Raw genomic sequence first — 16326 nt, forward strand, 5'->3', positions numbered from 1 at the left:
CCCGTTGGACCTGTTGCTCCTGTTGGACCTGTTGCTCCCGTTGGACCTGTTGCTCCCGTTGATCCTGTTGGGCCTGTCGCTCCCGTTATTCCCGTTGATCCTGTTGGGCCTGTCGCTCCCGTTATTCCCGTTGATCCTGTTGGGCCTGTCGCTCCCGTTATTCCCGTTGATCCTGTTGGACCTGTCGTTCCCGTTATTCCCGTTGATCCTGTTGGACCCGTCGGACCTGTTGGGCCCAGCTTAGGAACTGTCCCATCACAACTAAAACAGCATGAATCAACATGTACACCATTTTGATTATTACACCCACAATATCCATTTTGATTATTACTCCATGAATACATGTTGATCCCTTCCTTCAAATTCAATCTTTTAAGTATAAACAACAACTTAGAAAACGCTTATCAAATAACACGGAAAAACTTTACTCCATACATTCTAATAATTATTACATGCGATTCTCACTCCTTTTGCTTGTACTTTCGCCTTCTTGCTCAAACGAAATCCTTTTTCTCTATTCTGCATATACATATAAACTTCAATCCAATTGGTGCATTCATTGGAGGACTACTTACAGTTGAAATTGTCTTTTCTTTTCATGAAAATTAGGATTTAGCCCAACAGCCCTTTCTTTAATAAGAATCGTTATTTCAGCTCTCGACTCAGCGATAATTCAAATCTTTATCGTTAGCACAAACTTGAACGTTGCTGTACTTGAAGCACCTTATTTCTTATGGTTGATGAGGAAGAGTGGGAAGAAGATTAATTAAAAAAGAGGCTTCTTGTCAAAAGCCTACTTTTTTATTCGTTCTTATAGGGCAAAAGGAAACTATCTTTTTTTCACGAATGTAACCTATGAACATAACTAGGAGGGATAAATATGTACCAAACTATTGAAGGCTTCTTGCAATCATGGACATACGAGGCTGAGTCTACTCAAAAAATGCTCGATGCATTAACAGATGAGTCTTTATCACAAGAAATTGCACCTGGGCACTGGACGTTAGGCAGAGTTGCTTGGCATATCGTGACGGCAATGCCTGTTATGCTATCTGGCACAGGACTTAAGTTTGACGGAGAGACGAAAGATTATCCTGTACCAACTTCTGCAGTAACAATTGCAGATGAGTATCGTAAAGTGAATGCGGCTTTTGTTGAAGCCCTTCAAGGTGCATGGACTGATAAAGACTTAGCTACTATTAATGACTTCTTTGGTCGTCCTATGCCGAATTCTATATTTTTAATGACACTCATCAATCATCAAAATCATCACCGCGGACAAATGACAGTTTTAATGCGGCAAGCTGGCTTAACAGTTCCTGGCGTATATGGCCCAGCAAAAGAAGAATGGGCTGCAGCTGGAATGGAAGCTCCTAAAATGTAACTACAAAAAAAGACAAGGTGTTTACACATCTTGTCTTTTTCTGTAACTTGTTTCATGTGAAACTATTTTTTACTAAATGGTTGTTTTATGGAAAAGATAGGTTAAAATGAATACATATTATGAAGAAGAGCAACCAAATTGAATACAAAAAATAAAAAAATAGTTATGGGAACTATTTTACTAACTTCTATTATTGGGGTTATTAGCGCATCTCTTTATTTCACAAGTTATGGCACCCCTTGGGGAAAACAAACAGCAGTTACGGAATCAAAAGAATATATTACAAAATACTTTGATCTAGATGCGGAAGTCAAAAAAACTTCTTACGATGCTAAAATGAATAGCTATGCAATCTCCTTTGAAACAAGTAAAGACGGAGAGTTTACTATCGAATATAAAAGTCCTAATAACTTTAATATTTCTCCAGGAGTACAAGAGTATTTAAGCAAACACTCCAAATTTACAGAGTAGTAACGAAGCATACATATACAAAAAAGAGTTGGTGTAACGCCAACTCTTTTTTCTTATTCTTGTCAGACAGTTATATCTTCCTTCTCTATATTTTTAATTCCGTAACATGCAATCACAATTCCAATTGCTGCCAATACTAGTTGAAGAGGAAGAAAAGTTGCTGTAGTAAACGTTGGGTTGCTATTGATTGCAATTGCTACAACGATAAGAGATGAAACAATTGTAGTTGGCACTGAACGTTTACGCATTCCGAAGTATAGAGGTATTAAACTTATTCCAGCAGTGGCAATAGCTAACGGAACAAGGTTTATCCCTTCTCGCGTCAATTGATCTACTGTGAATGAATTAGGAAGAATTGAAAAATAGCTATCTATCCCAAAGAACACTCCTACTACTAAAATATTAGATAAAATGACTGTTATAAATGTTAATGTTGCTGTAATAACCAACTTACTAACCATCATTTTCTTTCGGTTAATTGGATAAGAAAACATAAGTAGTATTGTTTTGTTTTTATATTCACTAATTATTAACCTTGCGATTAACACACTACCAAAAATAATAAATGTTGCTCTTACTAATGTACTAGCCATTAACAAAACCATCTGTGGATCTCTCATTTCTGGATCTCCTTCTATTTGAGAAACGATGCTCGTAAAGATCAGTAATGCCAGTATAGCGATATTTGCAATAATCGCTCCCCTCACATACCACCCAACCTTAAACTTCTTCAGTTCTAGCTTCATAAGACGTAGCATGATCGTCCTCCTTTCATTTACATTTTAATCGATATAAATTACCCCTGTTTCACTTAAAATCTCCACTTTATTTTTTGCATCACCAATGGTTCCTGCTTTTATCTTTTCTGTATTTTTATCTTTCTTAAGTCCTTTTACATTCACCATTACGTCAGACGAATTACTTTTAGCCGTAAGTTTTAAAGATGTCGGAACACCTTTATACCGTACGCCAATATCTCCTGATTTTGTTTCTACAAAGAGTGATTTTCCTTCTTTCATATCTTTCAGTAATACTTCACCGGATGTTGAAGTGATGTTCATATTTTCGTTTTTTATATTTTTCACATAATTATCGCCAGTAGTAGCAGTTATATTTACTTCTTGCAACGAACTATCTTTTAACATTAAATCTCCACTTTCGGATGTGAATTCACCCTTATCTGCCGATAGTCCTACAACCATTTCATCTCCAGACTCACTTTTTGTCACGATATTTTTCACTTCTATATCCCTTATTTTCACATCACCCGATTTATTATTTAATACAATTTTATCTATTTCTTTCTTCGGAACAGCTATAGATATACTATTTTTCTTCTTAAACGTAAAACCATTAAAGAATCTGGTCGCCTTTTGTTTTTGCTTAACTATAACTTTATTCCCTGCTTGTTCTATTTCGACAGGATCTACCTCTTTATCTACTCGTTGACCTTGAGCGGAAATTACTATTTTATTAGCGTCTGTACTTTTAAATTCAATATCCCAGTTTTCATTGTCCACTTCTATTTCTTTTATCTCATTTATCTCAAAAGACTGTTCTTTCTTAAAATCTTTCCCCTGAAATGTCTTAAAACCAAAAATCACACTAGCAATTGTCAGAAATAAAATTGCAATTACTATTATTTTTTTCAACATTCATACCCCAGTTCATTGTTGTTTTATGCTTGCTTCACGCCACATCAATCTTGTCGATTTTACGATACGATAGATAACTAATGAAAATCCCTAATAAACAAAGCACTATTGGGATAGCTATAAAATCAAACATACTTACTTGATCGCTTCCAGCCCCAACGTTACCACTAATTAGCATCCCAATTATTACTGCCGAAGTAATCGTTGTCGGTGTTGATTTCTTTCTCATCCCAAAAAATAAAGGAATTAAACTTATACCAGATATCATAAATGCACTCATAATAGTAGTTGGAACGATAGCTATTATTTCACCTATCGTAGCTGGCGTTTCAATCAGTCCCATCATTGGACTCACAAAATATACGAGCAAACTAATAATAAAAGTAGCGATAATCGTGCTCACAAAACAAAAACAAAAAACAATTGTTAATTTCGCTCTCATTAACATTTTCCTTTGCAGTGGGTACATAAATGATAGTTGTATCGTTTTGTTCTTATACTCATCAATTACTAAACGTGATAAAATGACCGAACTAAAAATAATGAATGTTATCCTAATAAAAATATTTGCTAAAGCCATGTTCTGTGTGAAGTCAGAGAAGAGCACGTCTCCCTCGGCTTTCATTCCTAATGCCATAAGGCTTACTGCAGCGAAAATTGCTATAATACAAATTGCTACACTTTTAAAGTAACTAGATAATCGATGCTTTTTCCATTCGAGCTTCATTAATTTAAACATATAAACCACGCCTCCATTCTTTATATAACTATCTCTACGCTGCTAACATTCTAATTCCAGCAGTAACGAAGCTTAATATCCCTATCACTAGTAAAATTAACGCCCATTTCCGCTCTGGTTTTCTATAATATAAAATCCCACTTATGAACATTACGATCAACCCACTTACTAGATTCACTAACAATCCATTAAGCATGAATGCCCTCTCCATCCATTACATTTAAGAAATATTCTTCTAAGGAACTATGTTTCTTATTAATACTTTCAATTTCTACATCGTTCATAATAAGTGCTTTTGAAATAGCTTGTTGCGTCGCTGACGTATCATACACACGAATCATGTTTCCACTCATTATTTTGTAATTTTTTATACCGAGTTTATCTTCTAAAATATAAGCTGCACGCTTCATATCAGGAACAGTAATTTCAATGTACTCTGTTTGTTTTCCGTTAATGCTCTTCATTGAAACTTCTTTTATTAGTTTTCCATTTTGAATCACACCAATTGTATCTGCCATTAGTTCCATCTCACCTAAAATATGACTAGAAACTAATAATGTAATGCCATATTCTTTGCAGAGCATTTTAAATAAGTCTCGTAATTCTTTAATTCCAATTGGATCTAAACCGTTAATTGGCTCATCTAAGATGAGTAATTCTGGCTTTGTCATGATCGCCCTTGCAATACCAAGTCTTTGCTTCATCCCTAATGAAAAATCTTTTACTTTTTTATCATCTATACCGTGCAGTTTTACTAAATGTAAAGCATGATCAATTGCGTTTTTATCGTAATACCCCATATATTCACAATGTAATTCTAGGTTTTCCTTCGCCGTTAATTTATCATAAAAGATTGGATATTCGATAATTGTCCCCATACGCTTTAACAATTCATAAGATGTATCTGTTAACTTCTCACCAAAAATTTCAATATCACCGCTCGTCGGTTTTATTAAATTTGTGATCATTTTCATAATCGTTGTTTTACCCGCACCATTCGGTCCTAAGAAACCGTATATCTCTCCTTTTTTCACATGCATGTTGACACTAGAAATAACTTCTTTCCCTTTAAACACTTTCGTTAACTGATTCGTTTTTAATATATATGTCATGTCACTGTCTCCTTTCGCACTACCTTATACTTCTATAATAGACAACGGAATTCTCTTTTTTCTTACCCGTTCCTTACAAATTCCTTACGCTGAAAAAAAGCTTGTAGAATCTACTTCTCTACAAGCTAAAACAGCATCTTTTTTAATACAACTGTAAAAATTGTTTTTTCATACGGCTTACTAGAAAGATGTATTTTTCCGTCCATCGCTTCCACAAGTCTTTTCGTAATCGTTAACCCTAAACCGCTTCCTTGGTATAATCTATTTCTGGAATCTTCTAGTGTGTACATACGCTCAAACACTTTATCAATATGAGATTCATCAATTCCTTTTCCTGTATCCCATACATCTATATACACATTCGTTTCATCATCTCTTAACATCATACCAAGTGTCTTTCCATCGTCTCCATATGTAATCGCATTTGATATTAAATTATTCAACACCCTGCCTAATACTTCTACATTTCCAAGTGCATATATATTTCTTTCTGGTATATCAATATGAACTTGGAACCCTTTCGCAGTCACTAAATCATAAAAAGATAAAATCTTCTCGCGACAAACTTCATTCATATTTACTTTCGTCATCTCAATTGCTTTGTCACCAGATTCTAATTTTGCTAAATCAAAAAACTTATGAATCAGTTCCATTACTTCTAGTGTTTTCACGTGCACCTTTTCAAGTAATATTTGCTGTTCTTCTTTATTCATCGTTTTATCCTTATTTAACATTTCTGTATATCCAAGAATAACTGTTAATGGTGTCTTTAAATCATGCGAAATATTTGAAAGCATTTTTCTCATCGAAATTTCTACTTTTGCATGATCTGCATTCGTTTTCTGTTTTGCATCTAATAATTGATTAATTGCCACTAATAATTTTTGCAATTCTAGATCATCTGTCATAACGAGTAACTTCTCGCCTGTTTGTCCATTTACAATACTCCCCAATTTTTCATATGTGTATCGTAAATTTTTACTACTATTTTTTCTCATTTTATATTGTATGTAAATGATACATAACAATATAAAAATAAGACCCAGTAACAAATTGACCATATTACATCACTTCCAACTTATAGCCGATGCCCCATAACGTTTTAATATATTCTGGATTAGATGGATCACTTTCGATTTTCTCACGCAATCTTCTCATATGAACATTAATAACGTTATCATCACCGTAATACTCTTCATTCCAAACTAACGTGTATATTTGTGCTTTTGTAAATACACGATTTTGATTTTTTACGAACAGTTTTAAAATCTCAAATTCTTTTAAAGTAAGTTTGAGCGACTGCCCGTTTTTTTCTACGGTAAAATTAATTGGATCGATTGTTAAATCGCCAATTTGAATCATCTTTTCTTCTGTTAATTCTGTAGCCGAGTATTTCGTAGATCTCCGAATACCTGCCTTTACACGTGCAGCTAATTCAATCATAGAAAATGGCTTACAGATGTAATCATCTGCTCCAAGTCCTAATCCAACAGCTTTATCAACATCGGTATCTTTTGCTGACATCATTAAAATCGGAACAGCACTTTTTTCTCGAATGATTCGCAGAACCTCTAAGCCATCTAGCTTTGGCATCATAATGTCGAGGATAATCAAATCAAATGAACCTTTTAAATATGTGTTCACGCCCTCTTCTCCATCAGACGCAATTGTTACTTGAAAACCTTCTTTTATTAAATACTTTTCCACCATCTCTTGAATTGAAATATCATCTTCAACTAATAAAATATGATGTGACATATGTCTATCCCCTTTTTTACAAACATTAACATTTTAATTGTATCGTAATGACTGAACACTGTGAAGAATTATATGAATTTTCAAACCAACTTCCCTTCCTTCCCTAACAATGATATGATGAAATTTACTACGATAGTTCATAATTAACTTTATATAAAGGAGACTTATCATGTCAGAAAACAAAAAAGTAAGCTTAGCTGATTTAATGCGCGAACAACTTGCAAAGAAAAAGCAAGGAAATGGAAATGGTTCAAATAATACAAACCAAAGCCAAGAAACAAAAAAATTACAAAACCAACAAACGAAGAAAACAAACAACCAACGTAGACGTACAGGTGTATAAATGAACGGACAAAAACGTTCTAATATCGCACCCGGTCTTGAAGTTGATATTGTATTAAAACAAGATCAACGAACAGGCAAATTAACACGTGGAATTGTAAAAGATATTTTAACAAACTCCCCTTCCCATCCGCATGGCATTAAAGTGCGATTGCAGGACGGGCAAGTCGGTAGAGTACAAACTATCGTTCAATAAGAAAAGGAGCTCAAGTAAACTCGAGCTCCTTTTTCTTTATTAACCTTTAATTTTCTCGATGAAAACTACTTTTAAATAGTCTCCTTCTTTAAATTGATCAATGGTACGGAAATCTTCTGGTAAAGAATGTTCTTCTAATATTTTATATTTGCCATTCATTTCTTTAAATGCCGTATCGATAAATCCTTTAAACTTTTTCATATCAAATGCGCTACAATTTGTAGAAGCAACGATAATCCCGTTATTTTCTGTAATCGCAATTGTTTCTTTTAACAAGTTTTTATAATCTTTCGCTGCACTAAATGTATATTTCTTTGATCGTGCAAAGCTTGGAGGGTCAAGTACGACCATATCGAATTTCATCTTTTTCTTCGCTGCATATTTGAAGTAAAGAAAGACATCTTCTACAATAATATCTTGCGCTTCATAATCAACTTCATTTACACTAAACTGCTCAATCGTTTTACTTAAACTACGATTTGCAAGGTCCACACTCGTCGTTTTGCTCGCTCCGCCAAGCGCTGCAAATACAGAGAAAGCACCTGTATAAGAGAACATATTTAATACGGTTCTTCCCTTTGCATACTTATCACGAATTTGTTTTCGAACGTTACGCTGATCTAAAAATACACCAACCATCGCTCCGTCGTTTAAATACACCGCAAAGTTCGCACCATTTTCTTTTACGATAAGTGGGAACTCGCCGCGCTCTCCTGCTACGAAATCATCGCCTTCAATGTATTTCCCTTTCGTATCAAAACGCTTTTTCTCATAAATGCCTTTAAAGTTTGCTACTTTTTGAAGAGCTGCTATAATCTCATCTCTGAAAGTATAAATCCCTTCACTATACCAACTTACTACATAATAGCCATCATAATAATCGATGATTAAGCCACCAAGACCATCACCTTCACCGTTTAGGGCGCGGAATGCTGTCGTATCACTTGCTTTGTAAAATTGCTTTCGTTTATGTAAGGCAGATTTTATTTTACTTTCAAAGAAAGATTGATTAATTTGTTCACTCTCTTTTCTCGTTAAAATCCAGCCGTATCCTTTATTTTGTTTTCCATAATAGCCTTTTCCAATGAATTGATTCTTCTCATCTACTACTTTAATGATTGTTCCTTCTTCCTGAACATCATTTAAATTTTGAATTGCATCTTTTAAAATAAGCGGATATCCACTTTTAATTTCTTTTATAAATTTCGGTTTTATTTTTACAGTTACTTCTGATCGCATATAATAACTTCCTTTCCATTTGCATGCTTTCTAATTCGTAGGAAGCATATAAAAAACGAGGCTAAAAAATAACCTCGTTTCACTATACCATATTATTGCTTTGCTAGTACAACTCGCCCATTCTCTCGCTTAACGGCCACATATTTACTACATTTTGAAATGGAAATCTTACTGTCCAACATAATAGAAAAAATCCTTATATATTTCACATTTACCATTGACAATGATAATGATTTTCATTATCATTTAATGTATATGAGTTCTCGAAAATACAGGCTACATTTAATAGGAGGAATAAAACATGATTATTGTTACAAATACAGCTAAAATTACAAAGGGAAATGGACATAAATTAATTGATCGTTTTAATAAAGTAGGTCAAGTTGAAACGATGCCAGGCTTTTTAGGATTAGAAGTTCTTTTAACGCAAAATACAGTTGATTATGATGAAGTAACAATTAGCACACGCTGGAATGCAAAAGAAGATTTCCAAGGTTGGACGAAGAGCCCAGCATTTAAAGCAGCTCACTCACATCAAGGTGGAATGCCAGATTATATTCTTGATAATAAAATCTCTTACTATGATGTGAAAGTTGTACGTATGCCAATGGCTGCAGCACAGTAAACATATTTCTTTTTTAAAGTATAGAATATGAGAAGCGTTACCACTTCTCATATTCTATACTTTTTTATTTACTGTCTTTTTACTAGTTTCGCATGCACGACTAACCTTCCTGCTTCCGGATCAAGTGCATAGTCACACGTCGAAAGTGTTACGATTTGATCACTTGCTGTCAATTTTGTATCCGTTTTGTACAGCGATTTTTCTTGGATTTTCTCCAAAAATGATGTGTATTCCATATCACTGCTAAAATCCGTTTCAATGTAATAAAAATCAGTTGTTGTTGTATACACCGAGAACACTTCAAGATCATATCCTTCAAATAATGTATCGTAATATAATTTACGATGTGACATGAAGAACTCTTCATCTAACATTTTCTTTAAACTTCCAAACATAGAACCATCTTTCATACGGTGACCATATAAAATAGTATTTCGATTTTGAGATTTCACATCATTACGATAGTCCATAAAGATGCTTCCTGCTCTCATATCTTCACCTTTATAATTACGAAATAAATAGTAATCATTGTCTTTCGCTTGAACGATTGGATAATTAATTTGTGTATCATCCATCGTAATCCATCCAACTATTTCTTGGTTAATTTGCTGCAAAGCTTTGAACTGTTTACGCACTTCCCCGTCTTGTGATTGCTCTTCCATCGGACTTTTTTCATAAATGTTTTGTGCTTCGGCCATTACTTTACGATTTTCATAGTAATCCATGAAAATATCACCTAATTCATATACTGAATAGAAAAAGGTACCTAAAAAAACAACTGTAAGTATTCGTTGAAAAAAAGAATTCTTCTTCCGTTCTTTTTTACTACTCAAATTATCACCTCAAAACGGATTGTTCGCATATTTAAATACCCATTGGGACCATATACAATCCTGTATCTTCATCTTGCTTTACAACGACATCTACACCGTATATCGTCTTTATCATACTTTCTGTCACAACATCATTCGGCTTACCTTTCGTAACCATCTCGCCGTCTTTCATAACGATGATATGATCACTATAGCGAATCGCTTGATTAATATCGTGTAATACCATAACAATCGTCAATCCATGTACTTCATTTAACTCTTTTACTAGCTCTAATATTTCAAGTTGATAATAAATATCTAAATAAGTTGTCGGTTCATCTAAAAAGAGCATTGGTGTTTTCTGAGCTAACGTCATAGCAATCCAAACACGTTGTCTTTCTCCACCAGATAAAGCATGAATCTCTTTATCACGTTTACTTAGCAAATTCGTACATGCTAAAGCCCTTTCGATCGCTTCTCTATCTTCTTCGCTTTGCGAAGAAAAAATATTTTTATGAGGCATACGACCAAAACTTGTTAATTTCTCCACCGTCATATCTGCTGGTGCTTCATTTTGTTGATGGACAACAGCTAACTTTCTAGCAAACTCTTTCGGTTTATATTGGCTAATCGCCTTTCCATCCAGTATTACCTCTCCGCTACGAGGGTCGTGATTTCTTGACATCACGCCAAGTAATGTCGATTTCCCGCAACCGTTTGGACCAATAATTGTTGTAATTTTACCAATTTCTATTTCACTACTAACCGATTTTAATCGATCCGTTACATTATCATACGAAAAGGTTACATTTTTAATTTCCATGAACTTTATCACTCTTTCTAAGCAAGAATATTAAGAATGGGCCACCAATAACTGCCATAATCGTCGCCGCTGGAATTTCGTTAGGTGGCACGATTAACCTTCCAATCGTATCCGCCGTCAAAATTAATAACGCTCCTGCAAGAGCAGAAAATGGAATTAATACTTTATGATCTGAACCGACTAATTGTCTTGAAATATGCGGAACGAGTAATCCTACGAAAGCGATAACTCCTGCAATCGCTGTTGATACTGCTGCTAAAAGTACTGCAATAGCAGAGATAATAAGACGAACTCTTGTCACGTGCAAACCTAAGTTTTTCGCAGTCTTATCTTGTAGCGATAATAAGTTACACCAAGCTCCTACAAACAGAGCAAGAATAAGACCAATTGTTCCATACGTAACCATTATTTCTACATCGCCCCACGTCTTCATCGTTATGTTAGAAGTCGTCGTTTGCTTAATACTCTTAATGAAATATCCGCAAATCGTAATGAATGATTCATTTAATCCAGTAAACATCGCATTAATAGCTATACCAACTAAAATAATGCGAAGTGGACTTAACCCTGACTTCCAAGAAAATGCATAAACGAGATAACATGCGAACGCACCACCTAAAAAGGCGAATACTGGTGTCCAGAAAAAGAATTGCGGGAATAACGTAATAATAACAAGTGTCATAAAACTCGCCCCTGAAGATATACCAATCACTCCCGCATCAGCGAGTGGATTCTTCATAACAGCTTGAAAAAGCACACCCGAAACAGCAAGAGCTGCTCCAGTGAACAGTGCAATAATAATACGCGGGAAACGTAAATCTTTAATTACTTCAACATCTTCATTGGTCCCTGTAAATATCCCTTGTACAAGGTCCACTATCCCTATTTCTAAACTCCCTTTCATTGCTGACAATGATGTCATAACAATAAGCAATGCAGTAACAATGAGGAAACTCCAAGTTTTTTTATTCATTCCACTCTTCCTTTATATTAAAATGCATCACGGATACATCATTTTTTTCAATTCATCTAACGCTTCAATTGCTGCTAAATTGCCTGTCGTCCCAAATAAACGCTCTTCTAAATCGTAAACACGGTTATTTTTAACTGCAGCGAAGTGCTTCCATATGTCATTTGTTTTAAATTCTTTATCAAACATTTTCACAACTTCATCAGGCATACCATGAGCTGCTCGTAAAATAATGTCTGGATCTGCTTTTTTTAAATACTCTGTATTAGAAGCTAAATATTCTACTTGTTCACCTTGTACAATATTTTTACCACCTAGTTGTTTCACTAAATCACCAATGTAAGAATGCTCTGTTGCTACTAAATAACTTCCCGGCACACCTAATAAAATAAGCACTGTCGGTTCTTTCTTTCCCTTTACTGCTTTTTTAATTTCTGCAACTTTGTTATCTAACTTCGTTACAACTGCTTCAGCCTGTTTTTCGCGTCCATATTGCTTACCTAATTTACTAATGGAATTTTGCATATTTTTCAAACTTGTTAAATCTAAAAAGTTTGCTTTCATGCCCACACCATCAAAAACTGGCTTTAATTCATATTCAAGCGTTGTCACGGATAATACTTCTGACGGCTTTAATGATTTTACCTTTTCCATATCAGGACTCATCGGGTTCCCGACTTCAGGTAAACCTTTATATCTCTTTGGTAAATCTTTCGTACTCGTTGGAACACCCACTAAATCGACTTCTAACGCATCCATAATTTCAGTAACAGCGACTGTCGTGGCAACAACTCTCTCTTTACTCTCACTCTTCACCTGTTTTGCTACTTCTTTTTTTGGCGCCGAGCATCCAGCTATACTCACTAATAAAATGATAGCCATTAGTACACTTGCAAGTTTCTTCACTCTCAATCACCACTCCTTTCCGAACAATATGAAACAAGTCTTGATGCATGCGAACATGCATCAAGACTTCAAAAATTACAATCTACCTGCTCTATATTTACGAACTAGTAAAGCAAGTGACCCAAGCAGTAGCACCATGTATAAGCCTAGTTGTGCTGTATCTGCCGTTTTTGAGTTTTTCTCTTTTTTCGAATCATTTTTTTGGTCTTCTTTTTTCTTCTTATCATCTGCATTTCGGTTAAAATCAGGATTATCTAATTTTTTTATATTATCTACTTTCGGTGTAATCACTGGATTGTTCGGATTTTTTTTCGGATCTTTTTTTGTATCCTCTTTAATCGTTCCTAACCCACCAATATTATTTGTATCAAATTGAATTTGGACATCGTAGAAATGATGATAATTCATTTCGTCGATATCAACTTTTACTTTTGCATTTAATTTTGCAAATAAATCACTTACTTCAAATTGCACTACTCTCGTATTTGCATTTTTATCTTCACTCACTAATTTTGCATCAGCAAATAGACCATCTTTTTCTGTTTGGAATTTCGTAATCCACGCACTATTTTTCAGCGTCATTTCAATGTACTTTTTACCATCTTTCACGATTAATTTTGCTGGATGTACAGTGTAGTCATGCATCTTTGAAATCTCATTTGTTTTATCTTTTAACACTTTAAATGGAATATCATATTCACCATCTACTAAATTTTTTGGATCAACTATTACTTTTGGCTGATTATTTCCACCTTGGTTATCGTTTCCGCCCTGATTGTTATTTCCACCTTGGTTATTGTTTCCGCCTTGGTTGTCGTTTCCGCCTTGGTTGTCGTTTCCACCTTGGTTATCATTTCCGCCTTGGTTACCTAAAGCTTTAATACTGTTTTCATCAAATACAAATTGAACATCGTAGAAATGGTGATAATTCATTGCATCAATATCTACTTTTACTTTTGCATTTAATTTTTTCGATAAATCATCTACTTCTAACTCTACTACTTTTGTATTTTGCTCTTTATTCTCACTTAACACTTTTGCATTAATAAATGAACCATTTTTCTCAAACTCAAATTTTGTAATCCATGCACTATTCGTTAATGTAAACGATACATACTTCTTACCATCTTTCACTTTTAGTACAGCTGGACTCTTTGTATATGTGTTCATGATTGAAATTTCTTCTGTTTTATCTTTTAACACTTTAAAGCCAATACTGTAGTCACCATCTTTAAGAGCTTTTGGATCAATGGTTGTGTTATTATCTTGGTTATTGTTTCCGCCTTGGTTGTCGTTTCCGCCTTGGTTATTGTTTCCGCCTTGGTTGTCGTTTCCACCTTGGTTGTCATTTCCACCTTGGTTGTCGTTTCCACCTTGGTTGTCGTTTCCACCTTGGTTGTCATTTCCACCTTGGTTGTCGTTTCCACCTTGGTTGTCATTTCCACCTTGGTTGTCGTTTCCACCTTGGTTGTCTAACGGTTTAATGCTACCTTTATCAAATGCAAATTGAATGTCGTAGAAATGATGATAATTCATTGAATCGATATCTACTTTTACTTTTGCATTTAACTTTTTCGATAAATCATCTACTTCTACTTTCACTACGCGTGTATCAGCTTTTTTATCTTCACTTAATACACTCGCATCAACGAACGAACCATTTTTCTCAAATTCAAACTTTGTAATCCACGCACTGTTCGTTAATGTGAATGATACATATTTTTTACCATCTTTCACCTTTAACACACCTGGACTCTTCGTGTACGTGTTCATCATTGAAATTTCTTCTGATTGATCTTTTAACGCTTTAAAGTTAATGCTGTATTCGCCGTCTTTAATTGTTTCAACATTCGGCTTCTCTACTTCTGGTTTCTCTACCTCTGGCTTCTTATCACCATCTGGTTGCTTTTCTTCGTTCTTAATTGGCTCAAGTTTTTCTTGATCAAATTGAAGTTGTAATTCATGCGTTTGTTTATAATTTCTTGATGCCACTTCAATAAATACTTTTGTATTTAACTTTTTAGATAAATTGTCTACTTCGAATTCTACTACTCTTGTATTTTTCTCTTTATCTTCACTCACTACTTTTGCATCAACAAATGAACCAGCTTTTTCTGTTTGGAAATTTTTAATTGATACGCTATCTTTTAACGTTACGACCGCTTTTTTCTTACCGTTTTCCACTTTTAATACTGCCGGGCTTACCACGTTTTCTTTCATTCTAGATTCTTCATCTGTCTTGTCTTTTAACACTTTAAATGGAATGCTATAATCTCCATCTTTAATTGTTTCAACAGTTGGTTTTTCTACTTCCGGTTGTTTCTCTTCGTTCTTAATTGGCTCAAGTTTTTCTTCATTAAATTGAAGTTGTAATTCATGCGTTTGTTTATAATTTTGTGATGCCACTTCAATAAATACTTTTGTATTTAACTTTTTAGATAAATTGTCTACTTCAAATTCTACTACTCTTGTATTTTTCTCTTTATTTTCACTGATTACTTTTGCATCAACAAATGAACCATCTTTTTCTGTTTGGAAACTTTTAATTGATGCGTTATCTGTTAATGTTACAGTCGCTTTTTTCTTACCGTTTTCTACTTTTAATACGGCTGGACTTATTAACTTGTCTTTCATTCTAGATTCTTCATCTGTCTTATCTTTTAACACTTTAAATGGAATGCTATAATTCCCATCGTTAATTGTGTTAGAATTGGGTTGTTGATCTGAGTCAGGCTTTTGGTCGGGCTTCTGACTTGGATCCGGTTTTTCATTTGGATCTGGCTTATTAGCTGGGTCCTCTTTTTCATTTGGTTGTTCTACATGAATCGGTGTAATACTATTTTGATCAAATGCAATGCGCACATCATAGTCATGATGATAATTTAAAAAGTCTATGTCTACTTTTACTTTCGCATTTAATACTTTCTCTACATCGTCCACTTCAAATTCTACTACTCTTGTATCTTTTTCTTTATCTTCACTACTTACATTTGTCGCAACAAACTGTCCATTTTTTTCTGTTTCAAACTTTGTAATCCATGAACTATGTTCTAACGTAAAGGATACCTTCTTCTTCCCATCCTTCACTTTTAAAGTTCCTGGACTTACAGAGTATTGATTCATCATAGATTCTTCATCTGATGTGTCCTTAAGAACTTTGAAACCGATTGAATATTCACCGTCAGCCAACTGGGTAGCTGCTTGAACTGCAAGTGGTTGTAATGTTGATACGAATGTAAATACCATTAAAAACATAGCAACAATAATTTTTACATACCTGTTCAATGGAACGAC

At 34.4% G+C, this 16326-nt stretch carries 18 protein-coding genes and 1 pseudogene; 5 read left to right on the forward strand and 14 right to left on the reverse strand.

From position 1 onward, the window contains the following. Positions 1-344: pseudogene (locus tag MR115_RS09040) on the reverse strand (collagen-like protein); the annotation flags it as partial. 536 nt (positions 345-880) lie between these two features. Between MR115_RS09040 and MR115_RS09045 the strand changes: the two are divergent. After that, positions 881-1384: a DinB family protein gene (locus MR115_RS09045; RefSeq protein ID WP_097818318.1), complete on the forward strand. Its 504-nt coding sequence runs from the start codon at positions 881-883 to the stop codon at positions 1382-1384. 138 nt (positions 1385-1522) lie between these two features. Further along, complete coding sequence (locus MR115_RS09050) at positions 1523-1855, forward strand: YfjL-like protein (RefSeq protein WP_097818319.1); 333 nt, start codon at positions 1523-1525, stop codon at positions 1853-1855. A 62-nt stretch (positions 1856-1917) separates the two neighbouring features. Here MR115_RS09050 and MR115_RS09055 read toward each other — a convergent pair whose 3' ends face one another. The 7 genes from MR115_RS09055 to MR115_RS09085 form a co-directional block, all read right to left on the reverse strand. Beyond that, positions 1918-2613: an ABC transporter permease gene (locus MR115_RS09055; protein WP_242240961.1), complete on the reverse strand. Its 696-nt coding sequence runs from the start codon at positions 2611-2613 to the stop codon at positions 1918-1920. Positions 2614-2637: 24 nt separating this feature from the next. Beyond that, entirely contained in the window at positions 2638-3510 is an 873-nt protein-coding gene (locus tag MR115_RS09060) for a DUF4097 family beta strand repeat-containing protein (RefSeq protein WP_242240963.1), read from the reverse strand. A 34-nt stretch (positions 3511-3544) separates the two neighbouring features. Beyond that, on the reverse strand, positions 3545-4249 hold the full coding sequence (locus MR115_RS09065; protein ID WP_242240965.1) for an ABC transporter permease: 705 nt from the start codon (positions 4247-4249) through the stop codon (positions 3545-3547). Positions 4250-4283: 34 nt separating this feature from the next. After that, on the reverse strand, positions 4284-4445 hold the full coding sequence (locus MR115_RS09070) for a DUF2964 family protein (protein ID WP_139242438.1): 162 nt from the start codon (positions 4443-4445) through the stop codon (positions 4284-4286). Then, positions 4438-5361: an ABC transporter ATP-binding protein gene (locus MR115_RS09075; RefSeq protein WP_048544291.1), complete on the reverse strand. Its 924-nt coding sequence runs from the start codon at positions 5359-5361 to the stop codon at positions 4438-4440. Before MR115_RS09075 ends, MR115_RS09070 begins: the two co-directional genes overlap by 8 nt. A 125-nt stretch (positions 5362-5486) precedes the next feature. Continuing rightward, entirely contained in the window at positions 5487-6422 is a 936-nt protein-coding gene (locus tag MR115_RS09080; protein ID WP_242240967.1) for a HAMP domain-containing histidine kinase, read from the reverse strand. Position 6423: 1 nt separating this feature from the next. Further along, positions 6424-7119 (reverse strand): response regulator transcription factor, encoded by a 696-nt coding sequence (locus MR115_RS09085; protein WP_242240969.1) that lies wholly within the window; start codon positions 7117-7119, stop codon positions 6424-6426. 169 nt (positions 7120-7288) lie between these two features. Here MR115_RS09085 and MR115_RS09090 point away from each other — a divergent pair, with 169 nt between their 5' ends. Together MR115_RS09090 and MR115_RS09095 are read left to right on the forward strand one after the other, a co-directional pair. Further along, complete coding sequence (locus tag MR115_RS09090; RefSeq protein WP_001293585.1) at positions 7289-7462, forward strand: hypothetical protein; 174 nt, start codon at positions 7289-7291, stop codon at positions 7460-7462. Continuing rightward, on the forward strand, positions 7463-7657 hold the full coding sequence (locus MR115_RS09095) for a YwbE family protein (RefSeq protein ID WP_097818326.1): 195 nt from the start codon (positions 7463-7465) through the stop codon (positions 7655-7657). It begins immediately after the preceding gene. Between the two features lie 39 nt (positions 7658-7696). Here the strand turns inward: MR115_RS09095 and MR115_RS09100 are convergent, their stop codons facing one another. Beyond that, complete coding sequence (locus MR115_RS09100) at positions 7697-8896, reverse strand: class I SAM-dependent rRNA methyltransferase (RefSeq protein WP_242240971.1); 1200 nt, start codon at positions 8894-8896, stop codon at positions 7697-7699. Between the two features lie 301 nt (positions 8897-9197). On the opposite strand from MR115_RS09100, the gene isdG reads away from it, so the two are divergent. Then, entirely contained in the window at positions 9198-9521 is a 324-nt protein-coding gene (gene isdG / locus MR115_RS09105) for a heme oxygenase (protein ID WP_000587815.1), read from the forward strand. A gap of 68 nt (positions 9522-9589) precedes the next feature. Here the strand turns inward: isdG and srtB are convergent, their stop codons facing one another. From srtB to MR115_RS09130, 5 genes are all read right to left on the reverse strand, one after another. After that, entirely contained in the window at positions 9590-10354 is a 765-nt protein-coding gene (gene srtB, locus MR115_RS09110) for a class B sortase (RefSeq protein ID WP_097865031.1), read from the reverse strand. A 31-nt stretch (positions 10355-10385) separates the two neighbouring features. Then, complete coding sequence (locus MR115_RS09115) at positions 10386-11156, reverse strand: ABC transporter ATP-binding protein (protein WP_242240975.1); 771 nt, start codon at positions 11154-11156, stop codon at positions 10386-10388. Next, entirely contained in the window at positions 11146-12129 is a 984-nt protein-coding gene (locus MR115_RS09120; protein ID WP_097818329.1) for a FecCD family ABC transporter permease, read from the reverse strand. Before MR115_RS09120 ends, MR115_RS09115 begins: the two co-directional genes overlap by 11 nt. A 27-nt stretch (positions 12130-12156) precedes the next feature. Then, the gene (isdE, locus tag MR115_RS09125) at positions 12157-13038 is read right to left on the reverse strand and encodes a heme ABC transporter substrate-binding protein IsdE (RefSeq protein ID WP_242240977.1); all 882 of its coding nucleotides are present in this window, start codon (positions 13036-13038) and stop codon (positions 12157-12159) included. Between the two features lie 69 nt (positions 13039-13107). Further along, complete coding sequence (locus MR115_RS09130) at positions 13108-16317, reverse strand: NEAT domain-containing protein (RefSeq protein ID WP_242240979.1); 3210 nt, start codon at positions 16315-16317, stop codon at positions 13108-13110. Positions 16318-16326 lie beyond the last annotated feature (9 nt).

This window comes from Bacillus cereus group sp. BfR-BA-01309, assembly GCF_022664315.1.
GTDB classification, from domain to species: Bacteria; Bacillota; Bacilli; order Bacillales; family Bacillaceae_G; genus Bacillus_A; species Bacillus_A mobilis.